This window comes from Pseudomonas taiwanensis, assembly GCF_013393345.1.
Lineage (GTDB): Bacteria > Pseudomonadota > Gammaproteobacteria > Pseudomonadales > Pseudomonadaceae > Metapseudomonas > Metapseudomonas resinovorans_C.
This window is the reverse complement of sequence record NZ_QJRF01000034.1, coordinates 59,357-85,172: the sequence shown is the minus strand read 5'-3', so window position 1 is coordinate 85,172 and position 25,816 is coordinate 59,357. Positions and strand designations below refer to the sequence as shown.

At 60.6% G+C, this 25,816-nt stretch carries 27 protein-coding genes, 3 tRNA genes and 1 pseudogene; 15 read left to right on the top strand and 16 right to left on the bottom strand.

Going from position 1 to position 25,816, the window contains the following annotated elements; genetic code table 11:
• Positions 1–22: 22 nt before the first annotated feature.
• The 4 genes from infA to trxB all read right to left on the bottom strand — a co-directional run bounded on the left by infA (position 23) and on the right by trxB (position 2,773).
• Positions 23–241 carry a translation initiation factor IF-1 gene (gene infA / locus DM872_RS04815; RefSeq protein ID WP_016492441.1) on the bottom strand — a complete coding sequence of 73 codons (219 nt, stop codon included), beginning with the start codon at positions 239–241 and terminating at the stop codon, positions 23–25.
• 101 nt (positions 242–342) lie between these two features.
• On the bottom strand, positions 343–1,050 hold the full coding sequence (locus DM872_RS04810) for an arginyltransferase (RefSeq protein WP_077526651.1): 708 nt from the start codon (positions 1,048–1,050) through the stop codon (positions 343–345).
• Positions 1,051–1,104: 54 nt separating this feature from the next.
• Positions 1,105–1,785, bottom strand: a complete 681-nt coding sequence (gene aat / locus DM872_RS04805) for a leucyl/phenylalanyl-tRNA--protein transferase (protein ID WP_179058385.1) — start codon at positions 1,783–1,785, stop codon at positions 1,105–1,107.
• A 37-nt stretch (positions 1,786–1,822) separates the two neighbouring features.
• Positions 1,823–2,773: a thioredoxin-disulfide reductase gene (gene trxB / locus DM872_RS04800; protein ID WP_179058384.1), complete on the bottom strand. Its 951-nt coding sequence runs from the start codon at positions 2,771–2,773 to the stop codon at positions 1,823–1,825.
• A 266-nt stretch (positions 2,774–3,039) separates the two neighbouring features.
• On the opposite strand from trxB, the gene ftsK reads away from it, so the two are divergent.
• From ftsK to cysG, 6 genes are all read left to right on the top strand, one after another.
• Positions 3,040–5,448, top strand: a complete 2,409-nt coding sequence (ftsK, locus tag DM872_RS04795; protein WP_179058383.1) for a DNA translocase FtsK — start codon at positions 3,040–3,042, stop codon at positions 5,446–5,448.
• A gap of 29 nt (positions 5,449–5,477) precedes the next feature.
• Positions 5,478–6,104 carry an outer membrane lipoprotein chaperone LolA gene (lolA, locus tag DM872_RS04790; protein ID WP_179058382.1) on the top strand — a complete coding sequence of 209 codons (627 nt, stop codon included), beginning with the start codon at positions 5,478–5,480 and terminating at the stop codon, positions 6,102–6,104.
• A gap of 12 nt (positions 6,105–6,116) precedes the next feature.
• Positions 6,117–7,442, top strand: coding sequence for a replication-associated recombination protein A (locus DM872_RS04785; protein ID WP_179058381.1), 1,326 nt, complete (start codon positions 6,117–6,119; stop codon positions 7,440–7,442).
• Complete coding sequence (gene crcB / locus DM872_RS04780; protein WP_179058380.1) at positions 7,439–7,813, top strand: fluoride efflux transporter CrcB; 375 nt, start codon at positions 7,439–7,441, stop codon at positions 7,811–7,813. The genes DM872_RS04785 and crcB overlap by 4 nt, the downstream gene beginning before the upstream one ends.
• Before the next feature lie 16 nt (positions 7,814–7,829).
• Positions 7,830–9,110 carry a serine--tRNA ligase gene (serS, locus tag DM872_RS04775; RefSeq protein WP_179058379.1) on the top strand — a complete coding sequence of 427 codons (1,281 nt, stop codon included), beginning with the start codon at positions 7,830–7,832 and terminating at the stop codon, positions 9,108–9,110.
• 122 nt (positions 9,111–9,232) lie between these two features.
• Positions 9,233–10,627 (top strand): siroheme synthase CysG, encoded by a 1,395-nt coding sequence (cysG, locus tag DM872_RS04770; protein WP_179058378.1) that lies wholly within the window; start codon positions 9,233–9,235, stop codon positions 10,625–10,627.
• Here the strand turns inward: cysG and DM872_RS04765 are convergent.
• The 7 genes from DM872_RS04765 to DM872_RS04735 form a co-directional block, all read right to left on the bottom strand.
• Positions 10,612–11,625 (bottom strand): glutathione S-transferase family protein, encoded by a 1,014-nt coding sequence (locus tag DM872_RS04765; RefSeq protein ID WP_179058377.1) that lies wholly within the window; start codon positions 11,623–11,625, stop codon positions 10,612–10,614. The genes cysG and DM872_RS04765 overlap by 16 nt on opposite strands.
• 85 nt (positions 11,626–11,710) lie before the next feature.
• Complete coding sequence (locus tag DM872_RS04760; protein WP_179058376.1) at positions 11,711–12,694, bottom strand: glycosyl transferase family protein; 984 nt, start codon at positions 12,692–12,694, stop codon at positions 11,711–11,713.
• Complete coding sequence (locus DM872_RS04755; protein WP_179058375.1) at positions 12,691–13,026, bottom strand: TusE/DsrC/DsvC family sulfur relay protein; 336 nt, start codon at positions 13,024–13,026, stop codon at positions 12,691–12,693. The genes DM872_RS04760 and DM872_RS04755 overlap by 4 nt, the downstream gene beginning before the upstream one ends.
• A complete protein-coding gene (gene tusB / locus DM872_RS04750) occupies positions 13,023–13,325 on the bottom strand; it encodes a sulfurtransferase complex subunit TusB (protein WP_179058374.1) in 303 nt (100 codons plus the stop codon). Before tusB ends, DM872_RS04755 begins: the two co-directional genes overlap by 4 nt.
• A complete protein-coding gene (tusC, locus tag DM872_RS04745; protein WP_179058373.1) occupies positions 13,325–13,681 on the bottom strand; it encodes a sulfurtransferase complex subunit TusC in 357 nt (118 codons plus the stop codon). The genes tusB and tusC overlap by 1 nt, the downstream gene beginning before the upstream one ends.
• A gap of 1 nt (position 13,682) precedes the next feature.
• Positions 13,683–14,075, bottom strand: coding sequence for a sulfurtransferase complex subunit TusD (tusD, locus tag DM872_RS04740; protein WP_179058372.1), 393 nt, complete (start codon positions 14,073–14,075; stop codon positions 13,683–13,685).
• Positions 14,076–14,187: 112 nt separating this feature from the next.
• Positions 14,188–14,856, bottom strand: a complete 669-nt coding sequence (locus DM872_RS04735) for a Bax inhibitor-1/YccA family protein (protein WP_179058371.1) — start codon at positions 14,854–14,856, stop codon at positions 14,188–14,190.
• 126 nt (positions 14,857–14,982) lie between these two features.
• Between DM872_RS04735 and DM872_RS04730 the strand changes: the two genes are divergently transcribed.
• A tRNA-Ser gene (locus DM872_RS04730) sits at positions 14,983–15,072 on the top strand.
• Between the two features lie 122 nt (positions 15,073–15,194).
• Here the strand turns inward: DM872_RS04730 and DM872_RS04725 are convergent.
• The 4 genes from DM872_RS04725 to DM872_RS04710 form a co-directional block, all read right to left on the bottom strand.
• Positions 15,195–15,725, bottom strand: coding sequence for a tyrosine-type recombinase/integrase (locus tag DM872_RS04725; RefSeq protein ID WP_373273680.1), 531 nt, complete (start codon positions 15,723–15,725; stop codon positions 15,195–15,197).
• Between the two features lie 141 nt (positions 15,726–15,866).
• Entirely contained in the window at positions 15,867–16,343 is a 477-nt protein-coding gene (locus DM872_RS04720) for a helix-turn-helix domain-containing protein (RefSeq protein ID WP_179058370.1), read from the bottom strand.
• Positions 16,340–16,615 carry a type II toxin-antitoxin system HigB family toxin gene (locus DM872_RS04715; RefSeq protein WP_373273679.1) on the bottom strand — a complete coding sequence of 92 codons (276 nt, stop codon included), beginning with the start codon at positions 16,613–16,615 and terminating at the stop codon, positions 16,340–16,342. The genes DM872_RS04720 and DM872_RS04715 overlap by 4 nt, the downstream gene beginning before the upstream one ends.
• 383 nt (positions 16,616–16,998) lie before the next feature.
• Positions 16,999–17,199, bottom strand: coding sequence for a hypothetical protein (locus tag DM872_RS04710; protein ID WP_179058368.1), 201 nt, complete (start codon positions 17,197–17,199; stop codon positions 16,999–17,001).
• Between the two features lie 479 nt (positions 17,200–17,678).
• Between DM872_RS04710 and DM872_RS04705 the strand changes: the two genes are divergently transcribed.
• The 8 genes and pseudogenes from DM872_RS04705 to DM872_RS04670 form a co-directional block, all read left to right on the top strand.
• Positions 17,679–19,466: a multicopper oxidase family protein gene (locus tag DM872_RS04705; protein ID WP_256873289.1), complete on the top strand. Its 1,788-nt coding sequence runs from the start codon at positions 17,679–17,681 to the stop codon at positions 19,464–19,466.
• A gap of 36 nt (positions 19,467–19,502) precedes the next feature.
• Entirely contained in the window at positions 19,503–20,132 is a 630-nt protein-coding gene (locus DM872_RS04700) for an SCO family protein (RefSeq protein WP_306296687.1), read from the top strand.
• Between the two features lie 291 nt (positions 20,133–20,423).
• Entirely contained in the window at positions 20,424–21,068 is a 645-nt protein-coding gene (gene gacA / locus DM872_RS04695) for a response regulator transcription factor GacA (protein WP_077526547.1), read from the top strand.
• Position 21,069: 1 nt separating this feature from the next.
• Positions 21,070–22,893 (top strand): excinuclease ABC subunit UvrC, encoded by a 1,824-nt coding sequence (gene uvrC / locus DM872_RS04690; RefSeq protein ID WP_179058367.1) that lies wholly within the window; start codon positions 21,070–21,072, stop codon positions 22,891–22,893.
• A 32-nt stretch (positions 22,894–22,925) separates the two neighbouring features.
• Complete coding sequence (gene pgsA / locus DM872_RS04685; RefSeq protein ID WP_077526549.1) at positions 22,926–23,486, top strand: CDP-diacylglycerol--glycerol-3-phosphate 3-phosphatidyltransferase; 561 nt, start codon at positions 22,926–22,928, stop codon at positions 23,484–23,486.
• Between the two features lie 69 nt (positions 23,487–23,555).
• A tRNA-Gly gene (locus DM872_RS04680) sits at positions 23,556–23,631 on the top strand.
• Between the two features lie 40 nt (positions 23,632–23,671).
• Positions 23,672–23,745, top strand: a tRNA-Cys gene (locus DM872_RS04675).
• Positions 23,746–23,854: 109 nt separating this feature from the next.
• Positions 23,855–24,466 (top strand): annotated as a pseudogene (locus tag DM872_RS04670) (DinB/UmuC family translesion DNA polymerase); the annotation flags it as partial.
• A gap of 157 nt (positions 24,467–24,623) precedes the next feature.
• Here DM872_RS04670 and DM872_RS04665 read toward each other — a convergent pair.
• Positions 24,624–25,424, bottom strand: coding sequence for an inositol monophosphatase family protein (locus DM872_RS04665; protein WP_179058366.1), 801 nt, complete (start codon positions 25,422–25,424; stop codon positions 24,624–24,626).
• Between the last annotated feature and the right edge of the window lie 392 nt (positions 25,425–25,816).

Genomic DNA, 25,816 nt, shown 5'->3' with positions numbered 1-25,816 from the left:
GGGCTTTTTCATGACTATCCGATCAGCGGGCGCGGTAGGTGATGCGGCCTTTGCTCAGATCGTACGGCGTCAGCTCGACGCGAACCTTGTCGCCGGTGAGGATGCGGATGTAATTCTTGCGCATCTTGCCGGAAATGTGCGCGGTGACGACGTGCCCATTTTCCAACTCCACACGGAACATGGTGTTGGGCAGGGTGTCGATGACAGTGCCTTCCATTTCGAAGCTGTCTTCTTTCGACATGCAGTAAAGCCCTCGGGATTCAGAGATAGGCCCGGCCGCAACGCGCGGCGGGCAAAAACGGCGTGCATTGTGCCCGAAAACAGCACTGCTCGCCAAGGGCTTCAGCTGAGCGTCACCCAACGCTGATTGACGAAGAGTTCAATGGGGCGGTACTGGGTCTTGTAGTTCATCTTCCTGCAGTTCTTGATCCAGTAGCCGAGGTACACGGCCTGCAGGCCGAGGCGGGCGCTTTCGCCGATCTGCCAGAGGATGGCATAGCGACCGAGGCTGCGTCGCTCTTCGTCGGGGTCGTAGAAGGTGTAGACCGCAGAAAGCCCGTTCGGCAGTACATCCGTCACCGCCACGGCTTTCAGTTCGCCCTTGAGGCGGAATTCATAAAAACGCGAAAACGGCAGGTCGCGAACCAGGAAAGTGGAAAACTGGTCACGGCTGGGCGGATACATGTCGCCATCGGAGTGGCGCTGTTCGATGTAGCGGACGTAGAGCGCGTAATACTCCTCGGTGAAGGACGGGCGCACGGCGGTCACGGTCAGGTCGCTGTTGCGCTTGAGGATGCGCTTCTGCTGGCGGCTCGGAATGAACTGGTCAGCAGGGATGCGCGCAGGCACGCAGGCATTGCAGCGCTGGCAATGTGGGCGATAGAGATGGTCGCCACTGCGGCGGAAGCCCATTTCCGACAATTCGGCATAGACCTCCACGTCCATGGGCTGGCTGGGATCGAGGAACAGGGTAGTGGCCTGCTCCTCGGGCAGGTAGCTGCATGGATGCGGCTGAGTGGCGTAAAACTTGAGACGAGCCAGCTCGGTCATGATCAACCCCCGGGAAATCCCTTCAGCAAGTGTATGTCAGGCTGCGGGGCTCGCCTAGGCGATCCAGTCTGCGGTGTTCGGTTGATCGAGGTAGAGCTGCAGGTAGCGGGAAAACTTCTCCCGGCTGATGGTGCGGGCGCCAAAGCTTTGCAGGTGCTGCGTGGGCATCTGGCAGTCGATCAGAACGAAGCCCCATTGGTCGAGGTGTTGCACCAGGGTGGCGAAACCGACTTTTGACGCGTTGTCGGTCCGGCTGAACATCGACTCGCCAAAAAACAGCTTGCCGATGGCCAGTCCGTAGAGGCCGCCAACAAGTTCATCGTCCTTCCAGACTTCCACCGAGTGTGCGACGTTGCGACGGTGCAGTTCGATATAAGCCGCCTGCATTGCCGGGGTGATCCAGGTGCCGTCGGTATAGCTGCGTGGTCCGGCACAGCCCTCTACGACAGCGTGGAACGCCTGGTCGAAGGTCACGCGAAAGCGTCCTTGGCGAAGCAGCTTCGCAAGGCTGCGGGAAATGTGAATTTCCTGCGGCTGCAGCACGGTGCGGGGGTTGGGAGACCACCAGAGAATGGGTTGGCCTTCCTGGTACCAGGGAAAACAGCCGTGGCGATAGGCCTGAATCAGGCGCTCGGGCGAGAGATCGCCACCGGCAGCCAATAGGCCATTGGGCTCACGCATCGCTCGGCCGAGCGGCGGGAATTCGAGGGAGTCGCGATGTAGCCAGGTCAGCATGGAGGAGGGGAGGGCGGGCCGAAGCCCGCCATTCCTGTCAGTTGGCGTCGAGGAACTTTTCGGCGTCCAGCGCGGCCATGCAGCCCGAGCCGGCGGAAGTGATGGCCTGGCGGTAGACGTGGTCAGCCACGTCGCCGGCGGCGAATACGCCCGGAATGCTGGTGGCAGTCGCGTTACCTTCGAGTCCGCCCTGGACGATCAGGTAGCCGTCACGCATCTCCAACTGGCCCTTGAACAGGTCAGTGTTCGGCTTGTGGCCGATGGCAATGAATACGCCCGCCAGGGAGAGCTCCTTGGTGGTGCCGTCGACGGTGTTCTGCAGGCGCACGCCGGTTACGCCAGTGTTGTCGCCCAGGACTTCGTCCAGGGTGTGGTTCCAGTGCAGGCGTACATTGCCGTTGGCGGCCTTCTCGAACAGCTTGTCCTGAAGAATCTTCTCCGAGCGCAGCTTGTCGCGGCGATGGATCAGGTGGACTTCCTTGGCGATGTTGGCCAGGTACAGGGCTTCCTCGACTGCGGTGTTACCGCCGCCAACAACGCAGACCACCTGGTTGCGATAGAAGAAACCGTCGCAGGTCGCGCAGGCGGAGACGCCTTTGCCAGCGAAGGCTTCTTCGGAGGGCAGGCCGAGGTACTGGGCAGAGGCGCCGGTCGCCAGGATCAGTGCGTCGCAGCTGTAGGTGCCGCTGTCGCCCTTGAGGATGAAGGGGCGCTTCTGCAACTCGGCGGTGTGAATGTGGTCGTAGACAATCTCGGTATCGAAACGCTCGGCATGCTTCTGCATGCGCTCCATAAGGGCCGGGCCGGTCAGGCCTTCGACGTCGCCCGGCCAGTTGTCCACTTCAGTGGTGGTGGTCAGTTGGCCGCCGGGCTGGATACCGGTGATCACCACCGGCTTGAGGTTGGCGCGAGCGGCATAGACAGCCGCGGTGTAGCCCGCCGGGCCGGAGCCCAGGACGATCAATCGGGAATGCTTGACTTCGCTCATAAAAAGGCTCCATAAGTCTTTGTCACGAAAGAGAATGCATGCTCCAATTGAGCATTGCGCAAATTGTTGGCGGCTATGCTACACCGAAGCGCGAGACGTCGCCAAAACGCTGGAGCGACAATCAGTTCCCTCATGGCGTCGCGCAGGCAAATCCGTACAATGGGCCGCGTTCCGAATGGGTTGGAGCCCGTGATGGCACAGTGCCTGCGGGCTTTTCACCCTCGACCGACTCTTGAACGCGCCACGGGCGCAGGAAAAGACGCGTTTTGAAGAATTCCACGACCAGAGCCCAGATTCCTGTCTGGCGCCAGCAATTGCATTATCGCCTCAAGGAAGGTGCGTTGATCGCGCTGGGTGCGGTCTGCCTCTACCTGTGGATGGCACTGCTCACCTACGACTCCTCCGATCCGGGCTGGACCCATACCAGCAACGTCGAGCAAGTGCAGAACGCTGCCGGCCGCCTGGGCGCGTGGTTCGCCGACATTCTGTTCATGGCCTTGGGCTACTTCGCCTATGTGTTCCCGCTGCTGTTGGCGATCAAGACCCTGCAGGTCTTCCGGCACCGACACGAACCCATCGACTGGAGCGGCTGGCTGTTTTCCTGGCGCCTGATCGGCCTGGTTTTCCTCGTACTTTCCGGCGCCGCACTGGCCGATATCCACTTCCAGGACCATGCCGGGCTGCCGGCCTCCGCGGGCGGCGCCTTGGGCGAGAGTCTCAGTCATCTGGCGGTCAATGCCCTCAATGTGCAGGGCAGCACCCTGCTGTTCTTCGCACTCTTCCTCTTCGGCCTGACGGTGTTCACCGATCTTTCCTGGTTCAAGGTCATGGATCTGACCGGCAAGATCACCCTCGACCTCTTCGAGCTCATTCAGAGCGCCGTCAACCGATGGTGGAGCGCGCGCCTCGAGCGCAAGCAACTGGTGGCCAAGCTGCGTGAAGTGGATGTGCGTGTGAACGAGGTTGCGGCGCCAGTGGTGCCGGATCGCCGCGAGCAGGCCAAGGTCAAGGAGCGCCTGATCGAGCGCGAAGATGCCCTGACCAAGCACATGACTGAGCGTGAGAAGCGCCCGGCGCCAGTCATTGCGCCGCCACCGCCGCCCAAGCCGGCAGAGTCGAGCAAGCGCGTGCAGAAGGAGAAACAGGCGCCGCTGTTCGTCGACACGGCCGTCGAAGGTACCTTGCCCCCCATTTCCATCCTCGATGTCGCCGAGAAGAAGCAGAAGAGCTTCTCGCCGGAATCCCTGGAGGCCATGTCGCGCCTTCTGGAGATCAAGCTGAAGGAGTTCGGCGTCGAGGTAATCGTGGAGTCCGTACACCCCGGCCCGGTGATTACCCGCTTCGAGATCCAGCCGGCCGCAGGTGTGAAGGTCAGTCGTATCTCCAACCTGGCGAAGGACCTGGCTCGTTCCCTGGCAGTGATCAGTGTTCGCGTGGTGGAAGTCATTCCCGGCAAGACCACTGTCGGCATCGAGATTCCCAACGAAGACCGCCAGATGGTGCGCTTCTCCGAAGTACTGTCCTCGTCCGAATACGACGAGGCCAAGTCGCCGGTCACCCTTGCCCTGGGGCATGACATCGGTGGTAAACCGATCATCACCGACCTCGCCAAGATGCCTCACCTGCTGGTGGCTGGTACCACCGGTTCCGGTAAGTCGGTCGGCGTGAACGCCATGATCCTGTCGATCCTGTTCAAGTCCACACCCGAGCAGGCGCGGATGATCATGATCGACCCGAAGATGCTGGAGCTTTCCATCTACGAAGGCATTCCTCACCTGCTGTGCCCCGTGGTCACCGACATGAAGGAAGCGGCTAACGCCTTGCGCTGGAGCGTTGCCGAGATGGAGCGGCGCTACAAGCTGATGGCGGCCATGGGCGTGCGGAACCTTGCCGGTTTCAACCGCAAGGTGAAAGACGCCGAGGAAGCCGGCACGCCGCTGACTGATCCGCTGTATCGCCGCGAGAGCATGGAAGACGAAGCGCCGCTGCTGAAGACGCTGCCGACCATCGTGGTCGTCGTCGACGAATTCGCTGACATGATGATGATCGTCGGCAAGAAGGTGGAAGAGCTGATTGCCCGTATTGCGCAGAAGGCGCGGGCAGCCGGCATCCACCTCATTCTCGCGACTCAGCGTCCTTCGGTTGACGTGATCACCGGCCTGATCAAGGCCAACATCCCGACTCGAATGGCGTTCCAGGTATCCAGCAAGATCGACTCCCGCACCATCCTCGATCAGGGCGGCGCGGAGCAACTGCTGGGCCATGGCGACATGCTTTACCTGCCCCCGGGCACTGGCCTGCCAATCCGTGTCCATGGCGCTTTCGTGTCCGACGACGAAGTGCACCGTGTGGTGGAAGCCTGGAAGCTGCGCGGTGCGCCGGACTACATCGAAGACATCCTCGCGGGCGCGGATGAGGGCGGTGGCAGCTTCTCCGGCGGAGACGGCGGTGAAGGCGGCAGCGAAGGCAGCGAGGACGATCCGCTGTACGACGAGGCGGTGCGCTTCGTGACCGAAAGTCGCCGCGCTTCGATTTCCGCCGTGCAGCGCAAGCTGAAGATTGGCTACAACCGCGCCGCGCGCATGATCGAGGCGATGGAAATGGCTGGGGTGGTAAGCCCCATGAACGGCAACGGTTCGCGCGAGGTGATCGCGCCGTCACCGGTGCGAGACTGATCCGAAACGGATTTTTGACGAGGAATTCCATGCGACTCATCCGCATGCTCATGGTCGCTGTACTCGGGCTGACCGCCTTGACCGCCCAGGCTGACGACAAGCTGGCCATCGGTCGCCTGACTGAAATGCTGAACAAGGCCCAGACCATTACCGGCCGCTTTTCCCAATTGACCCTCGATGGTTCCGGTACTCAACTGCAGGAAACCTCGGGAGAGCTCTCGCTGAAGCGTCCAGGCCTGTTCCGTTGGCATACCGATGCGCCGATGGAGCAGTTGCTGGTTTCCAATGGCGAGAAGGTCTGGCTCTACGACCCGGACCTGCAACAGGTAACCATCCAGACCCTCGATCAACGCCTGACCCACACTCCGGCGCTGCTGTTGTCCGGTGATATTTCGAAGATCAGCGAGAACTTCGAGATCACCCATAAGGAAGGCGGCGATGTGGTGGACTTCATCCTCAAGCCCAAGGCCAAGGACACCCTGTTCGACACCCTGCGCCTGTCGTTCCGCAATGGCGTGATCAACGACATGCAACTGATCGACAGCGTCGGCCAGCGCACCAACATCCTCTTCCTCGGGGTCAAGATGAACCAGGCGATCGATACCGCGCAGTTCAACTTCAAGATCCCGGAAGGCGCCGACGTCATCCAGGAATAAGCTGTAACGCCCATGGACCTTTTCCGCTCCGAACCCATCGCCCAACCGCTGGCTGCGCGTTTACGTGCTACCAGCCTGGACGAGTACGTCGGCCAGGAGCACCTGCTGGCACCCGGCAAGCCGTTGCGTGAGGCCCTGGAGCAGGGCGCACTGCACTCGATGATCTTCTGGGGGCCGCCCGGCGTAGGCAAGACGACCTTGGCCAAACTGCTGGCCCAGGTCACCGATGCTCACTTCGAGACCATCTCCGCGGTCCTTTCGGGCGTGAAAGAGATTCGTCAGTCCGTGGAAATGGCGAAGCAGCAGGCCGCGCAGTACGGTCGTCGCACCATCCTTTTCGTGGATGAGGTGCATCGCTTCAACAAGTCCCAGCAGGACGCCTTCCTGCCTTACGTGGAAGACGGCACCCTGATTTTCATCGGTGCGACCACCGAAAACCCGTCCTTCGAACTCAACAATGCGCTGCTGTCGCGTGCACGTGTCTATGTGCTGAAGAGCCTCGACGAGCCGGCCTTGCGCAAGCTGGTGGCGCGCGCGCTGAGCGAGGAGAAGGGATTGGGCAAGCGCAACCTGAGCTTGCCGGACGAGAGCTTCGCCATGCTGATGGCTGCTGCCGACGGCGATGGTCGCCGCCTGCTCAACCTGCTGGAGAACGCGGCCGACCTTGCCGAAGACGGTGGCGAGATCGGCTCTGAGCTGCTGCAGAATCTCCTGGGCGACAGCCGTCGCCGTTTCGACAAGGGCGGCGAAGCCTTCTACGACCAGATTTCCGCCTTGCATAAATCAGTGCGTGGCTCGGACCCGGATGCGGCGCTGTACTGGTACGCGCGGATGCTCGACGGCGGTTGCGACCCCCTCTATATCGCCCGCCGTGTCGTGCGCATGGCCAGTGAGGACATCGGCAACGCCGATCCCCGCGCCCTGAGCCTGTGCTTGTCGGCGTGGGATGTACAGGAAAGGCTTGGAAGCCCCGAAGGCGAACTGGCTGTAGCGCAGGCCATTACCTATCTCGCCTGCGCGCCGAAGAGTAATGCGGTCTACATGGCCTTCAAGGCCGTCATGCGCGATGTGACCGAGAGCGGTTCGCTCGAGGTGCCACTGCATCTGCGTAACGCCCCCACCAAGCTGATGAAACAACTGGGTTATGGCGAGGAATACCGCTACGCCCATGACGAGCCAGATGCTTTCGCGGCGGGGGAGGATTACTTCCCTGAGCAGCTTGAGCCGCGCCAGTACTACCAACCGGTGCCGCGCGGTCTGGAGCTGAAGATTCGCGACAAGCTGCAGCATCTGAAGAATCTGGATCGCAACAGCCCCTGGCAGCGGAGAAAACCATGATCGGACTGATCCTGGCGGTCTCTGCTGGTGGCGTGGCGGGTACCTTGCTGCGATTCGCCACCGGTAATCTGATTGCTGCCTACTGGCCACGCTACTTCTACGCCGGTACCCTTGCGGTCAATATCGTCGGCTGCCTGCTGATAGGCTATTTGTACGGCCTGTTCCTCCTGCGACCCGAAGTTCCGGTGGAAATCCGTGCCGGGCTCATGGTGGGATTCCTGGGTGGCCTGACGACTTTTTCATCCTTTTCCCTCGACACGCTGCGCCTGCTTGAAAATGGCCAGCTGCCAATGGCCTTGGGCTATGGGCTGCTGAGCGTGTTGGGTGGCCTGCTCGCCACCTGGGCGGGCCTGATACTGACGAAAATCTGAGAGACGAGAACCTGACATGCTCGACGCCAAACTGGTCCGCACCCAGCCCCGGGAAATCGCGGAACGCCTTGCCACCCGTGGCTTTGAACTTGACGTAGCGCGCCTGGAAGCGCTGGAGAACCAGCGCAAGTCGGTGCAGACCCGCACTGAACAATTGCAGGCCGAGCGCAACGCCCGTTCCAAATCCATTGGCCAGGCCAAACAGCGCGGTGAAGACATTGCGCCGTTGCTGGCCGACGTCGATCGGATGGGTAATGAGCTCGAAGAGGGCAAGCGCGAGCTGGAAAGCATCCAGGTAGAACTCGACAACCTGCTCCTGAACATCCCGAACCTGCCCGATGAGTCCGTGCCGGTAGGTGCGGACGAAGAGAGCAACGTTGAGGTGCGTCGCTGGGGCGCTCCGCGCAGCTTCGACTTCGACGTCAAGGACCACGTCGCCCTGGGCGAGCAACATGGCTGGCTGGATTTCGAAACCGCCGCCAAGCTCTCCGGTGCACGTTTCGCCCTGCTGCGCGGCCCCATTGCCCGCCTGCACCGTGCCCTGGCGCAGTTCATGATCAACCTGCACGTGACTGACCACGGTTACGAAGAGGCCTATACGCCTTATCTGGTCCAGGCTCCGGCCCTGCAGGGAACCGGCCAGCTGCCCAAGTTCGAAGAGGATCTGTTCAAGATCACTCGTGAGAACGAGGCGGACTTCTACCTGATTCCGACCGCAGAAGTTTCCCTGACCAATATCGTTGCTGGCGAGATCGTCGACGCCAAGCAACTGCCGATCAAGTTCGTTGCCCACACACCGTGCTTCCGCAGCGAGGCCGGTGCCTCGGGTCGTGATACTCGCGGGATGATCCGTCAGCATCAGTTCGACAAGGTCGAGATGGTGCAGATCGTCGAGCCGTCCAAGTCCTTCGAGGCCCTGGAAGGCCTGACCGCCAACGCTGAGCGCGTACTGCAACTGCTCGAACTGCCTTACCGCGTTCTGGCCCTCTGCACCGGCGACATGGGCTTCAGCGCCACCAAGACTTACGACCTCGAAGTCTGGGTCCCTAGCCAGGACAAATACCGCGAGATTTCCTCCTGCTCCAATTGCGGTGATTTCCAGGCTCGCCGCATGCAGGCGCGCTACCGCAATCCGGAAACCGGCAAGCCTGAGCTGGTGCACACGCTGAATGGCTCCGGCCTGGCTGTCGGCCGCACGCTCGTTGCCGTCCTCGAGAACTATCAGCAGGCTGACGGCAGCATCCGCGTGCCGGAAGTGCTGAAGCCCTACATGGGCGGCATCGACGTCATCGGCTGATCGCCAGCCCCTGCATCGCCAGGGGACATGGAAAGCCCCACCGCCCGCGTCGTAGCCTGGCTGCACGCGGGCGGTGACCGTTCAAGCTCTACTTCCACCCGTTACTGCTAGAAGGCGCTGCTATGGATTTCCTCCCGCTGTTCCACAATCTTCAAGGGCGTAAGGTGCTCGTGGTCGGTGGGGGCGAGGTGGCCCTGCGCAAGGCGCGCCTGCTCGCCGACGCGGGGGCTCGGCTGCGAGTCGTGGCGCCGGAAATCGATGCGCAGCTGCTGGATATGGTCGAGCAGAGCGCCGGCGAGTCGCATCTGCGCGGTTATCAGGAGGCGGATCTGCACGCCTGTGTGCTGGTTATCGCTGCCGGCGACGACACGGCGCTGAACGCGGAAGTGTCGGCGCAGGCCCAGGCGCGTGGCATTCCCGTCAACGTGGTGGACGCTCCCAAGCTTTGTAGCGTGATCTTTCCCGCCATCGTCGATCGCTCTCCGCTGATCGTTGCCGTATCAAGTGCGGGTGACGCCCCCGTACTGGCGCGATTGATTCGCGCGAAGATCGAAACCTGGATTCCTGCCGCCTACGGCCAGTTGGCTGGCCTGGCGAAGAAGTTTCGCGACCAGGTAAAGGTGCTTCTCCCGGATGTGCAGCAGCGACGCGTGTTCTGGGAAGAAGTGTTTCAAGGGCCGGTGGCCGAACGCATGCTGGCCGGGCAGGGCGCCGAAGCCGAGCGTCTGCTGGCCGAGCGAGTAGCTGGCGGCGCGCCCAAGGCATTGGGTGAGGTGTATCTGGTGGGCGCTGGGCCGGGAGACCCGGACCTGCTGACCTTCCGTGCCTTGCGCCTCATGCAGCAGGCGGATGTCGTGCTTTACGACCGCCTGGTTGCCTCGCCCATCATCGAGCTCTGCCGTCGGGACGCCGAACGCATCTATGTCGGCAAGCGTCGTGCCGACCATGCGCTGCCGCAGGACGAGATCAATCGCTTGCTGATCGAACAGGCCAAGCTGGGTAAGCGGGTGCTACGCCTCAAGGGTGGTGACCCCTTCATCTTCGGCCGTGGAGGCGAGGAGATCGAAGAACTGGCGGCCGAGGGAATTCCCTTCCAGGTCGTGCCGGGTATTACCGCTGCCTCCGGCTGCGCCGCCTACGCCGGTATCCCGCTCACCCACCGGGACTATGCGCAATCGGTGCGCTTCGTGACTGGTCACCTCAAGGATGGAAGCTGCGACCTGCCCTGGGCAGACCTCGTCTCCCCGGGCCAGACCCTGGTGTTCTACATGGGACTGGTGGGCCTTCCGCTGATTTGCGAGCAACTGGTCGCGCATGGCCGCGCCGCCGATACTCCTGCTGCCTTGGTGCAGCAGGGCACCACCAGCCGCCAGCGCGTCTTCACCGGCACCCTGGCCAACCTGCCGCAACTGGTGGCGGAGCACGAGGTCCATGCGCCTACCCTTGTGATCGTGGGTGAAGTCGTGACCCTGCGCGACAAGCTGGCCTGGTTCGAAGGGGCTCAGGCGGGCGTCTGAGCCGTCGTTGCTACAGGCAGTGCCTTCAGGTGCCCACGACCATGTGGGCGGCTGAAATCCTGTGCTGGACCCAGCGGCACTACGCCTGTGGGATTGATGGTGCGATGGCTGGCGTAATAGTGGTGCTTGATGTGGGTGAAGTTCACCGTTTCAGCAACGCCAGGCCACTGGTACAGCTCACGCAGCCAGCCTGAGAGGTTCGGGTAATCCTCGAGGCGCCGCAGGTTGCACTTGAAGTGTCCGTGGTAGACGGCGTCGAAACGAATCAACGTGGTGAAGAGTCGCCAGTCCGCTTCGGTGATCCGCTCGCCAGTTAGATAGCGTCGTGTTTCCAGTAGCGCGTCCAGTTGGTCCAACTCATCGAACAACACCTGAAAGGCTTCTTCGTAGGCGGATTGGGTCGTGGCGAAGCCTGCTCGATAGACGCCGTTGTTGATCGCCGGGTAGATGCGCTCGTTGAGTGCGTGGATCTCGTCGTGCAGCGTTTCCGGATAGAAATCCAGGGTATTGCCGGTGAGAGGGTCGAAAGCGCTGTTGAACATCCGGATGATTTCGGAGGATTCGTTGCTGACGATGCGTCCGGTGCGCTTGTCCCAGAGCAGTGGCACCGTCACCCGACCGCTGTAGTCGGGAGTGTCCTGCGTGTAGCGCTGGTGCAGGAATTCGAATCCGTCCAGTTTGTCGCCGGTGGAGCCGAATTCCGGGTCGAAGGTCCAGCCCTGTTCCAGCATCAGCCAACTGACCACTGAGACGTCGATCAACGACTCCAGACCCTTGAGCTTTCGGAAGATCAGGGTCCGATGGGCCCAGGGGCAGGCGAGGGATACATAGAGGTGATAGCGGCCGGATTCTGCCGGGAAGCCCCCGACACCTGACGGGCCTGGTGATCCATCGATTGTGATCCAGTTTCGCCGACGCGCGCTCTCGCGCTGGAAACGCCCATCCTTGGCGGTGTCGTACCACTTGTCATGCCACTTTCCATCGATCAGCAAGCCCATGATCGGTCTCCGAAGTTGAGTTCGGATTCCAGTCTAGCGACAAGCTATCGATGGAAAAGCGCAAATTGATGGGATTGGTTATCGACTAAATCGATATCTGGCGGAGCGCCCAGATCCGATCGGCTTCCTCGAAGGCCTGTTCGCGTTCCATGCCCATGCCTCGCAAGGCCAGCGCCATGGTGGAGCGTATTGCCAGGAGGCCGTATTCATCGCCGCTCTTGCCCTGCCAGACGGCAACCAGGTGGTTGGGGTCCAGGCTTTCCGGCTTCACGTGCCGGAGGGGGGAAAGTGCTGGCCATTCCTCATCCCATGCCTCGCCGTTGACGGTGCCGTAGAGATGGCAGGCAGCGTCCGGATTGACCTCGATCTCGCCACCTTCACCCTTGATCACAATCGCGTGGTCGTTGAGTAGACGGCTGGCTTCACGGTGTTCCGCCTGGTAGCCGGGATGGAAGATGCTCTGCAGGCCGCAGCGCGCATCGAGCGGGTTGAGGATGCGTGCCAGGGAGTGGATGGGAGAGCGCAGGCCAAGGGTGTTGCGCAGATCGATCATTCGCTGCAATTGCGGCGCCCATGAACCCAGGGGAATGAAGGCCAGACGGCGTTTGTCGAGGGCTACAGCGACCTGCTCCCAGTCCCGGCATAGCGGAATGTCCAACAGATCGAGCAATTGCTCGCTGTACATGCGACCGGCCGTATGGGCGCCACCGCCGTGCAGGAGAATGCGCACGCCGCTGTCGGCCAACGCCTTGGCTGCCAGTAGGTACCACGGCAAGTGACGTTTCTTGCCGGCGTAGCTCGGCCAGTCCAGGTCCACCTGGATAGGTGGCGCCTGATTGCGTTGACGGAACGCTTCGGTGAAGCCCGCGAGTTCTTCGGCGTTCTCTTCCTTGTGTCGCAGCAGCATGAGGAAGGCACCGAGCTGGGTGTCTTCAACTTCGCCGTCGAGAAGCATGCCCATGGCTTCGCGGGCTTCCTCTCGGGTCATATTACGAGCGCCGCGCTTGCCTTTTCCGAGGATGCGCACGAACTGGGCAAAGGGATGTTCCGGTGGGGTGACGAGATTCATAGGCAATTGGTCGGCTTGGGTAGTCCGGCGAGCTTGGCGGCAAGCTTGGCAGGGGCGCCCTTGAACAGGCGATTCAGGTGCAGGCTGTTGCCCTTTTCCGGGCCCAGTTTCTGCGCAACGTACTTGACCAGGGGGCGGTTCGCGGGGGACAGCTGGAATTCGGCATAGAAACCGCGGAGCAGATCGAGAATCTCCCAGTGCTCCGGCTGCAGGGCCAACTCCTCAAGATCGGCTAGGGCATTGGCCACGGCAGGGCTCCAGTCGCTCAGCTCCTGGAGATAGCCATCCTTGTCCAGCGGGATGCTGCGCCCGTCTATTACCAAGTCGCTCATAGCCAGCTGTTCACCTTGTCGTAGTGGCAGCAGAGCTCCACGAATGCCAGATAATCCACGGCATTCAAGCGCGCCGGAAGGCCGGTCAGGGCTCGAGCTTGCAAGTCTTCCGCAAGCGCGTGCAGGGCAATCGAGTCCGGCATCAGCTCCAGCGCCTGGCGAGTCAGGCTGCCAGGTTGCAGCGCGTAAACAGCATCGCCACTAAGTAGCAGTCCGTCAGTGGGGCCCAGCAGGCGGAGGCAACTTCCGAGGCGGCTGTCGGAGAAAGGGGAGTGGGAGAGAACGTGCAGGGTGGCCATCAGAGTGTGAGCACCTGGTCATAACGGTCGATAAGGGAAGTCAGGGCGCTATCGTCGAGGACCTCCACGGTCAGGTTCAGGGCAGCGCCGTCCAGGCCGCGCTCCTGAAGGCTGCGCGCGGAGGCGAAAAGCGACTCGACGCCGAACAGCGGCAGGGCCTGGAGATTGGCGGTCAGGTCCTTCTGCTGGAGTGTTGCCGGCTGCTGGTTGGATGCGAGCTGGAACACCCCGTCATCAAGGAACAGCAGTCCGAGTGGCAGGTCGAACGCGCCTCCCGCGAGCGCGATATCCAGGGACTCGCGCGCTCCGGGACCGCTCCAGGGGGCCTGGCGACTGATGATAAGCATGGACTTCATTTCAGTTGCCTCCGAAGCTGACCAGTCGATCGGCTATCTGCGCGGCTTCATGCAGTTGTCCCAGGCCGGATAGCTCCCAGCCTTCGGCCAGATTGGCCGCGGTTCTTTCATAACGCCGCGCTTCTTCCGCATTCAGCACGCCACGGCGGAGTGCCGCGGCGATGCAGACGACGCCATCCAGCTGGTGCTTGCGCACGAAAGCGCTCCATTCGGCGGCGAGGTTCGGCTCATCCTGGGGGGCAACGGCATTGGCGGAAGCGCTGTGCACACCCTCCTGATAAAAGAACAACCGGACGATTTCATGGCCCCCGTCAAGGCAGGCCTCAGCGAAGCGGAGGGCGCGCCGGGAGGAGGGCGAATGGGGCGGGGCGAACAGGGCAATGGCGAATTTCATGGTCGCTCGGGCGAATGGAAAACTGCTGGAATGATACGGCCAGACGCGCCCTTTTGCCCGCCCGGACAGAAAAAAGCCCGCCGAAGCGGGCTAGTCCGAGGAGCATTGGCAATCAATCGTTGCTGCTGAATACACCAATCAACTGCAGCAGGCTGATGAACAGGTTGTAGATCGATACGTACAGGCTGATGGTGGCCATGATGTAGTTGCGCTCGCCGCCGTGAATGATGGCGCTGGTCTGGAACAGGATGCAGACCGACGAGAACACTACGAAGCCGGCGCTGATCGCCAATTGCAGGCCGCTGATATTGAAGAAGATGCTTACCAGCATGGCGCCGATCAGGACGAAGAAACCGGCGGTGATGAAACCACCGAGGAAGCTCATGTCCTTGCGGGTGGTCAGCACATAGGCGGATAGACCGAAGAATACCAGGGCGGTCATGGCGAAGGCGGAACTCACCACTTCACCGCCGTTGGGCATCCCGAGATACATGTTGAGGATCGGACCCAGGGTGTAGCCCATGAAGCCGGTGAGGGCAAAGGTGGAGACCAGGCCCCAGGCGGAGTTGCGCAGTTTCACGGTCAGGAAGAACAGGCCGTAGAAACCGATCAGCACCACGAAGATGCTGGGATATGGCACGCGCATCTGTTGGGTTGCGTAGGCGACCAGGCCGCTGAACGCCAGCGTCAGGGCCAGCAGCCCGTACGTATTGCGCAGCACGCGGCTGACTTCAAGCTGCTCAGCCTGCGCAGGGTTGAGGGCATAATTCTGTTCGTTCATCGCGACACTCCCGATTTGGTTTCCGTGACCTTGGTCAGAGCTGGATATTAACAGAGGCGTGGAAGGCGCCTATTGCAAGAGTTTGACAGCGTGTTGCGTTCCGGTACTATGGCGCCCCGCGCAAGCGGAGGTGTGGCCGAGTGGTTTAAGGCAGCGGTCTTGAAAACCGCCGAAGGGGAGACTCTTCCGTGAGTTCGAATCTCACCGCCTCCGCCATCTAACATATTGATTTCAAAGGGAAAGTTTTCCAGAAAACGCCAAATTGGAGCGTTTGGGGAACACTTTGGGAACAATAGACCACTGGGGGCCTTCTCGAAAGAGAGGCCCCCAGTGTCGTTTTAGAGGTCCAGGGCGCGATTCAGCATGCCTACGATATCGGGGCCGTCTTTGCTAATGAACTTGGCGTAGTGCTTGAAGACCATGGCGGTGGAGCTGTGCCCCAGCTGGTCGGCAATCCACTCGGGTGAGGCCACGCTGCTGCTGAGGATCTGGCTGGCGAAGGTGTGCCGGCACTGGTCTGGGTCGCGATAGCGCACACCGGCCTTCTTCAGGTGAGTCTTCCACCAGCCGTTACGCAGGTTGTCCGAGGTCGAATAGGGCTGGCCGGTACCGCCGTTGTGGAAGACGAAACGCACCTTCTGACGCCGGATTGTCCGGCTGTCCCGCTTCGTCACCTCGATCTCTACCGGTTTCAGGTTACCTGTCAGTTTCGCTTGGGCTTGCAGCGCCCTGAGCGCAGGGGCCAACAGCCGAACTTCTCGCGTTGATCGACGCGTCTTGGTGACCTTGTACTTGCTCCGCACCCTGGCCCGCCGGAATAGGGCGGTGCCGGCGACCAGGTCTATATCCTCCCAGGCCAAGCGCTTCACCTGATCTCGCTTTTGCTGGTGTAGGGCATTTCACGAACGTCGTGTACCAGGTCAGCCTGGCCGCAGGCTGGGGCATTTCATGGCAGTGTCCTTGAAACTTCGGCGCAGGCCCCGCGGGGCCTGTGCCTGGCATTGAGAGGCTTAGGCCACTGGGAAGAACACGCCCGGCTCTACATGGAAGCGCTTCGACAGTGCCTGGATATCCGTGCTGCTCAGGGTGCGCTTTCCATTGAGGGTGCGAGATACCACGGTCTTGTCGCCGATCTCTGGCAGGTCAGAACCGGTGAGGTGGTTCTGAGCCATCAGGAACTTCAGCATCTGTACGCCGGTGATGGCCGCCACGCCGGCATTGAACTCGGCGAACTGGGGGGCGGTGTCCTCATAGCGTTTGATGGCCAGGCAGAGCTGGTCGACCAGACGCTCGGTTTGCGGGGTTTGCTCGGCTACTTCGGTGAGTTCGTCTAGCAGTGCCAGGGCGCGGTCGTACTCAGCTTCGCTGGTGATGCTCTGGATGATGGTGCCGCCAGCGCGCTCGAGACTGCACTGGAATTTCTTGAGGTGCTCCGCCAGTTCGTGGATGCCGGCAGTCGGGGCGTAGTCGATGGCGACGGCGCTCATGGCATGACTCCTGTGTTCTTGGGGCTTCGGTACCACTTGTTGGCCTTGTCGTACTCGGCGTGGTTGAAGATGTGTTTGACGAAGATCCGTTGCTTCTCGAAATCGATGGCGGCGATCAGTCGCAGTTCGTTGCCGCCTATGTCGATCACCCACCAGTTGGGTCGGTGGGTGAAATTGCCCAGTGATGACAAGGTCGCCTTGAGCTCCAGCGGGGTGCGGGCGGTGGATTTGTCCAGGACCTTGAAGATTTCCATGATGCTCGTTGCTTTCACGGGGTACTGCTCACATGCATCAGTGAAAGCCTTCTTCTTGAAAACGTGCATGTCCGTCCTTGTTGATGTTTTAGCAACCTTAGGGCGAGGTTGCTAAATTGTCAACTTTGGAGGGCTCGACTCTAGTGGGGTACGTCGGGTGTTTTCGAGCGCCATTGCGGTCGTCATGCCCCCATCGCCCAACCGTGCACCACCTGCTCCCCAGCCACTTTTCGTCTTGCCAATCTGATGGCGTGCGCGTGGGCCCGCCCATGAACCAGCCGCCGAAAACTTTGCGAAGAAATTCCCTTTTTTGACGACGATGCAGCGTTCTGGAACCCTTGGAAACAGAAGGTACTGGGGGCCGCCTCGAAAGAGCGGCCCCCAGTTTCGTTTTGGGCGCTTCAGGTTCTGGTGTTCAGCCTCTGGCATTCGCCTATCGCCACGGCTTCTTCCTGATGCTTGTCGCCGACAAAGTTGCCGGTGGCCCGGTCGATAATCCGGTACCAATAGGCATCCAGCGCTGTTCCTCCGAGAACTTCACCATTTCTGATCCCTCTGGCCTGAACATTCGGGACCCTTTTCACCGAGAAGCGTGCACTCATGGTGGAACTCCTTGTGTAGGTAGAAGTGGAACATTTTTGATAGCTGGACCTTGCCGACCCCGCAACCTGGATCTCGATACGGATCATTTCGAGGGTCGCTTTCATGTCGCCAAGCATTCGTCATGCGACTCGTTCCCGGGCTTCTGGGCGCGGGAGTTTTCTCGATTTCGTTACATTTCCAGCCCTTCAGCGCAAGTGTTTGACCGCTCATCCCTGAGTGGCGGCTTGGCTGTCTCCCTCCCTATCTCTCCAGCCGCTCTATCTCGGGCGTTTCATCGCTGTCAGACGGGCGCGTCAATCGGATGACCATTGGCATTTACATTTTGAAACATCTGCACTTTAGTCAGGTTATTGACGTTATGCGGCGCTAAACAAGAACGAGTAAACGCTCAAACAGCCCAGATATTCACTGGTGCAGTTCCTCTAGAGACGCCATAAGGCGTCCGTCCAGTGTTTAGGGCCAGCAACTGGAGAGAGTCATGAAACGCCCTGACTGCGAGCACGCGACAGGTCGGTCTGAGGAACAGGCTGACGGCGAGGGGAGAAGGAAATTTCTGAAACTGACAGCAGCGACGATGGCGGCGCCTCTGCTGATGACGGGTACGAAGGTGCGAGCTGAAACTGCGCCACCGGTATTCCCGCCAAGTCCACCAACCGTTCCCTGGGCCCACGAACTGCCGACGCAGATCACTCCGGCGGGCCCGGTATCGTCACTGAGTCCGCCACCTACTGAGGTTGCCAACGTTGCCGGAGGCGAGGCAGGGCGCAACCCTCACCAGCGCTGGGCGCAGTTCGGGCCGGGTGCATTGCTTTACGAGATCAGTGCCACGGAGCGAAATGACTGGGTCTACAGCCCGTCCTATCCACCGCAGCGGATCTGGGGCTACCAGGCCAATAGCAATCCGGACCACAGCATGCCCAGCGCGACGTTCTTTGCACGCTATGGGCGCCCGCTGATCTGTCGTATCCATAACAAGCTGCCGCAGAACCATGTGGGCTTCGGTACGCCGGAGATCTCGACTCACTTGCATAACCTGCATTGCGGATCGGAGAGCGATGGTTTCCCGGGTGACTATTACAGCCCCACCAAACATGGCCCGACGCTCTCGGCCAACGGCAGATTCAAGGATCACCTGTACTCGAACGTGAAGGCGGGGTTCGAAGCACGTCAGGACCTGGTCGGAGACCCTACCGAAGCCCTCGGCACGCTGTTCTATCACGATCACACGCTGGACTTCACCGCACCCAACCTCTACCTCGGGCTGGCGGGGTTCTACTGCATGTTCGATGAGCTGGATTCGGGAAATGAGGCCGATCCGAATCCCAATGCGCTGCGCCTGCCGAGCTATCCGTACGACTACCCGCTGAACTTCAATGATCGGCGTTTCGATGCGAACGGCAGGCTGTTCTACGACCAGGTCAATCCGGAAGGGGTGCTGGGCGACAAGGTGGCGGTGAATGGCCGAATCGAACCGGTTCTGCGGGTGGCCGCCCGCAAGTACCGTTTCCGCTTGCTGAACACGGGCCCGAGCCGTTTCTATAATTTCGCTCTGGTGTCACCGACCAACGTGATGCAGAAGTTCACTCACATCTCCAATGACGGAAACCTGTTCCCGGCACCGCTGCTCAATCAGACCAACGTGACGCTGGGCGTTGCCGAGCGCGCGGACATAGTGGTCGATTTCTCGAAGTATGTGATCGGTACGCAGCTCTATCTGGTCAACCGCATGCGTCAGATCGAAACCCGTCGTCCCAAGGACATCAAGGATCCGGGCGATCGCGTGCTGAAGATAGTCGTCGATCGTTATGCGCCAGCCCAGGATCTGAGTCGGGTGCCGGCAACTCTGCGGCCGTTGCCAGTGATTACCCAGGCCGAGATCGACACGGCGCCGGTTCGTCGCTGGATCTTCGAGCGCGACAGGGGCATGTGGGCGATCAACAAGCTGTTCGTCGATGTGAATGTGGCGAGGGCACAGATTCCCAAGGGCGGGTATGAGATCTGGGAGCTGTCCAACGTCGATGATGGCTGGAGCCACCCCATTCACATCCATTTCGAAGAAGGACGAATCCTGCAGAAGCTCGTCAGGGGTGTCAGCGTGCCCATCCCGCCCCATGAGCAAGGGCGCAAGGATGTCTATGTGGTCGAGCCGTTCACCACGTTGCGGATATTCCTGCGTTTCCGCGACTACAAGGGCAAGTACCCCATGCACTGCCACAACCTGATCCACGAGGACCATTCGATGATGCTGCGTTGGGACATCGTCTGAGGCCGATTGCGGAGCATTTTCGAGGTGGGAGGAATCATGATGAACACGCGAAGAAAGATGCTGGCTGGAATGGGTGGTGCGGCTACCTTGCTGGCTGGTTGGGCAGCCATGCGCGGCGGCGATGGGATGGTCGAAACCGCCTATGCAAAAGGGGCGGGGGCAATTCCCTTTCCCAATGTCACGCTTTATACCCACGAGGGCCGCAGGGTGCGGTTTTATGACGACCTCATTCGCGGCAAGGTTGTCACCTTCAACATGATGTACACGCAATGCACCGGCAAATGCCCGACCATGACGGCAAACCTGCGCCAGTTCCAGCAACTGCTGGGTGACCGGGTGGGGCACAGTGTGTTCATGCACTCCATTACCCTGCAGCCATTGCTTGATACGCCCGACGTGCTCAAGGCCTATGTCGAGAAGTACCACGTCGGTCGGGGCTGGGAATTCCTTACCGGAGCGCCCGAAGACATCGAGGCCATTCGCTTCAGCCTGGGCTTCTACGATATCGATCCCGAGGTCGATCGCAATCTGACCAGTCACACCGGGCTCGTGCGCATGGGGAACGACAGTTACGAACGCTGGACCATGGCACCTGCACTGACCGGACCGCAGCACATCCTTGCCACGTTGAACCACGTCGATCGCGAATGGGTAGCAACCTCGTGACGAATTCGAGGGTGTCCCTGGCTTTACAGGGACACCCTCGCATTCCGTGCCCGCTTTTCTTATCATCCACATCCTGAATAGCGCGTAATCATCTGTATTTATTCGGATTCTTCCCACATTCAGTATCTGATTCGATCTCTGTCTGGTATTTCTCGGTTGAGAAATTGGCGCTGCTCCTTTGACGTGTGTTGAAACTGGAGCTAGGTCAATCTCTGGTCATTTGCTAATGTGAGCTTCATTTGAACAAGCTTGCTGCCCCAGGCAGCGCGCGATGCACTGAAGAGGTGTCGCTTGATTAGGGTGCTGGTGGTCGATGACCACGATCTAGTAAGAACGGGGATTACCCGCATGCTGGCCGATATCGATGGCCTGCAGGTGGTAGGGCAGGCCGATAGCGGTGAGGAAGCACTCAAGAAAGCACGGGAACTCAAGCCCGATGTCGTCCTCATGGACGTCAAGATGCCAGGCATCGGCGGTCTGGAGGCTACTCGCAAGCTTCTGCGCAGCCACACCGACATCAAGGTGGTCGCGGTGACTGCCTGTGAGGAAGATCCCTTCCCGACTCGTCTGCTACAGGCCGGTGCGGCCGGCTACCTGACGAAGGGCGCGGCCCTGGAAGAGATGATCCAGGCGATTCGCCAGGTCTTCGCAGGGCATCGGTTCATCAGCCCACAGATCGCCCAGCAATTGGCGCTCAAGTCCTTTCAGCCCCAGGCCAGCGGCTCTCCATTCGATCTGCTTTCAGAGCGCGAAATTCAGATCGCCCTGATGATCGCCAACTGCCAAAAGGTGCAGAGCATTTCGGACAAGCTCTGCCTGTCGCCGAAGACGGTGAATACGTACCGCTATCGAATCTTCGACAAGCTTTCGATTTCCAGCGATGTCGAGTTGGCGTTGCTGGCCGTTCGGCACGGCATGGTAGACGCCGTCAGCTAAGATGTCCGACTCCTTCGACGCAAGTGCTTTCCTAGCCGCCTGCAGCGGTCGTCCGGGTGTTTACCGGATGCTCGATGCGGGCGGCAAGCTGCTTTATGTGGGCAAGGCGAAGAACCTGAAGAAGCGTCTCGCCAGCTACTTCCGCAAGACCGGGCTGGCGCCCAAGACCGCAGCCCTGGTGGCGCGGATCGTCCAGGTCGAGACCACCATTACCGCCAATGAGACTGAAGCGCTCCTGCTGGAGCAGACGCTCATCAAGGAATGGCGGCCGCCTTACAACATCCTGCTGCGGGACGATAAGTCCTATCCCTATGTGCACCTGAGCGATGGCGACTTTCCGAGACTCAGCATCCACCGGGGCGCGAAAAAGAAGAAGGGCCGCTATTTCGGTCCTTATCCCAGTGCCGGTGCCATCCGCGAAAGCCTCAACCTGCTGCAGAAGGCTTTCCTGGTCCGTCAGTGTGAAGACAGCTACTACAAGAACCGCACCCGGCCTTGCCTGCAGTACCAGATCAAGCGCTGCAAGGCACCCTGCGTTGCACTGGTGGACCCGGCGGAATACGCCGAAGACGTGCGGCACTCCGTGATGTTCCTGGAAGGGCGTAGCAATGCGCTGACCCAGGAGCTGTCCACGGCAATGGAAGGGGCGGCACAGAAACTCGATTTCGAGCGCGCGGCCGAGCTTCGCGACCAGATTGCCATCCTGCGGCGGGTGCAGGACCAGCAAAGCATGGAAGGCGGCACCGGCGATATCGACGTAGTCGCTGCCATCGCGACGCCGGGCGGTGCTTGTGTCCACCTGATCAGCGTTCGCGGTGGACGTGTGCTGGGCAGCAAGAATTTCTTCCCCCAGGTCGGCATCGAAGAAGAATCTGCGGACGTGCTGGTGGCGTTCATCGCCCAGTACTACCTGGGCAACCAGGAGCGCGATCTGCCCAGCGAACTCATCGTCAATGCAACCCATGAAGACTTCCCGACACTGATCGCAGCACTGGCCGAATTACGTGGTCGGGAGCTGGACATCAGTCATCGGGTGCGTGGCACGCGCGCACGCTGGCAACAGCTGGCAGTCACCAACGCGGAGCAAGCGTTGGCCGCGCGCCTGGCCAACCGGCAGCACACTGCGGCTCGCTTCGAAGCCTTGGCCGAGGCCCTCGGTCTGGATGAAGCGCCGCAGCGCCTGGAGTGCTACGACATCAGCCATTCCAGTGGTGAGGCCACTGTCGCGTCATGCGTAGTCTTCGGCCCTGAGGGCGCACTGAAGTCGGACTATCGACGCTACAACATCGAGGGCGTCACCGCGGGTGACGACTACGCCGCCATGCACCAGGCGCTCTCGCGCCGCTTCGGCAAGCTCAAGGACGGGGAAGGCAAGCTGCCCGATATCCTGCTGGTGGATGGCGGCAAGGGTCAGTTGGCCATGGCCCAGGAAGTATTGAAGGAACTGGCCGTGCCGGAGCTGATTCTGCTCGGCGTCGCCAAGGGCGTGACTCGCAAGCCCGGTTTCGAAACGCTCTACCTGAACGATGCTGCGCACGAGTTCACGCTGCCAGCGGACTCTCCCGCTTTGCACCTGATCCAGCAGATTCGCGACGAGGCTCACCGTTTTGCCATCACCGGCCACCGCGCCCGGCGTGGCAAAGCGCGGCGTACCTCGAGCCTGGAAGACGTGGCTGGAGTAGGGCCCAAGCGACGCCGCGAGTTGCTCAAGCACTTTGGCGGACTGCAGGAACTCAGCCGCGCGAGCATCGAAGAGATCGCCAAGGCACCGGGCATCAGCAAAAAGCTTGCTGAGTCGATTTATGCCGCTCTGCACAGCGAGTAGAATGCGGCCTTCCTTCAGAACCAGCCGTAACGATGAATATTCCTAACCTGCTCACCGTTCTGCGCGTACTGCTCATTCCCGTCTTCATCCTGCTTTTCTATCTGCCGTTCTCCTGGAGCTATCTGGCAGCCAGTGCAGTCTTTGCCATCGCGGCGGTCACCGACTGGTTCGATGGCTACCTGGCGCGGCGTTGGCAGCAAAGCACGCCCTTTGGTGCCTTCCTCGATCCGGTGGCTGACAAGCTGATGGTGGCGGTAGCGCTGGTGCTGCTGGTGGAAGAGCACCACAACCTCTGGCTGACGCTACCTGCTGCCACCATCATTGGTCGCGAGATCGTGGTGTCGGCCCTGCGTGAGTGGATGGCGGAGCTAGGTGCGCGTGCCCATGTTGCGGTGTCCAACCTGGGCAAATGGAAGACTGCGGCGCAGATGGTGGCGCTGGTCATTCTTCTGGCCAATCCGCCGCTGCTCACCTTCTGGGTCGGCGTTGGATATTTCCTGCTGATCCTCGCTGCCGCACTTACCCTCTGGTCCATGCTGCACTACCTGCTAGCCGCTTTGCCGCACCTCAGCACCGACCCGAAGGAAAAATAAAAGTTTTTTGAATCAAGGGGTTGACGGCTGTTCATGAATCTATAGAATGGCGCCCGTCAACACGACAAAGCGGGAATAGCTCAGTTGGTAGAGCACGACCTTGCCAAGGTCGGGGTCGCGAGTTCGAGTCTCGTTTCCCGCTCCAGTTTCACGCGATGACGCCGCCGCAAGCGGCGTTATTGTTAGGCCGGATGGCAGAGTGGTCATGCAGCGGATTGCAAATCCGTGTACGCCGGTTCGATTCCGACTTCGGCCTCCATCTAAAAAGCCCCGTAGATCAAAAATCTACGGGGTTTTTTCTTTTCCCCACTAGCGGATCATTTCCGTAACTTTTACATCGTTTCCGTAACCCCTCTCATTTTGTGGGGTCGACGATCTCCCCGAAGACTGCGCGCGAGCTGCGAGGAGTCGCCTGCCTGGAGCTGGAGGACGCTGCCCCGCGCAAGCAGGAGATCTGCTGCAGCAGGATGTTTGGCAAGCGCCTGCATGACCTGGCGCCCATTCGCGAGGCGGTGGCCACCTATGCTGCCCGGGCATGCGAAAAGCTCCGGGCCCAGGGCTCGATGTGCAAGCAGGTGCGAGTGAGCATCCGCACCGGCATGTTCAATCCGGACGAACCCAAGTTCGCCAAGGGCGTCGCCGTCGAGCTGCCGTACCCCACCGATGACACTCGGCTGATCACCAAGGCTGCCTGCGAGGGGCTGGAGCTGGTCTATCGGGCCGGCTTCGCCTTCAGCAAGGCCGAGGTGCTGCTCCTGGATCTACGCCAGCCGGGCGAGTTCACCGGCGATCTGTTCGCGCCCGTCCAGCCGGAGCGGGCGAGCAAGGCTATGGCGGTGATGGATGCCATCAATGTGCGATGGGGGAAGGGGACAGTCCGGCCGGGCGGGGTGCCCGTGGCGCCGGACTGGGGGATGAGGCGGGAGCTGATGAGTCAGAGCTTTACGACGAGGGTGGATCAGCTTTGGACTGTCTCGTGAGTATGCGAGGCAGCCCTTCGCTACCGGCTCCTTCTGACCATTAACGCCGTTTGTACGGGATACCGCATTCTTATCCTCGCTCACACGGAGGACAAGAATGCGGCATCCTGCAAATCGGAAATGCGGCCTGGCTGCTGCGCAAGGACTGGTTGCGCTCCTAAGTAATCCATTCGCGATGCAGTAGCACTGCGCAGGCTTGCGGTGCGCCACCCAGACAATGCTGCGAGGCAGTGATCATGGTTGCTTCAGTGCCGTACGTAATTGCCTGCCCATCCTGGTTCAGCAGGACCCCGCCACACGCACGCAGTAGCGCGTGCCCTGCCACAACGTCGTGTGCAGACAAAGCATCCAACGAGATGGCACACACTGCATCGCCAGCAGCCGTGAGGGCAAGACGGTAGGCGATGCTCGTCATCGCCATGCATTGGCCAGGTGCACAGAGCTCCGTCTTCAAGTAGGGCTGAAGAACGGTCGTGCCTACCAGGACGGCGCTTCCTGCGGACAAATTTTGCTCACTCAGGTCATTGCGTACTTCGTGACCATTGCGCAGCAAGTGCGGTAGTCCCTCAGCCCAGGCGATGCAGTCGGGACCGAACTCGTCTGTGATAGGGGCATACACCACCCCCAACACGGGCACACCTTCGTACAGCAGCCCCACAGAGATGGTCGAGACCATCCGACCCTTGAGGAAATCGTTGCTGCCATCATTGGGATTAACTACCCAGCACCATGGATCGCCAGTCAATACATATCCCGTGGCTCTGCCCCAGAAATTGCACTCAAGTGCCTCTTTCAAGGCATCCCGCAATTGCCATTCGATTTCAGTATCGACGACCGACTTCCCTTTGCGACGTCGTGGCCCTTTAGGGCGAGCCCACTCCGCCAGCATCAGATTCCCAGCATCGAGCACTTCGGAGATTACGTAGCCAAGCAGATTGGGAAGGTCTACATCGTGCATTTGCAATACTCAGGGCAAATAGACAGGCCTTACACATTGAATCGTCCACAGCGTGGAGCAGGATTACTTTCGAGTGGGCATTCAGGATCACTTTCATTGGCGCATGATCTTGAACGTCTCAGGGGCCGCCATGGTTCTCTCCCGTGGCGGCCTCACTGTTCCCTGAGGCCTTCCCGAATCTCCCAGTAGATTTCCCAAACGGCCTGGTCGAGCGCTGCCGGCGTGGCAAGGTCTTTGGCATTGAAGCCCGTGATGACCCAGCCCTCATCCCCTCCAGCGGTTTCGCCACGACCGTCAGATCGCCCGTAGGGTCAGCCGAGCATTGAATCAGGCAACGAGGCAGCACCTTGCAAAGCTTCGTTTGCAAACTTTGTGCAATGCCCTGATGCATT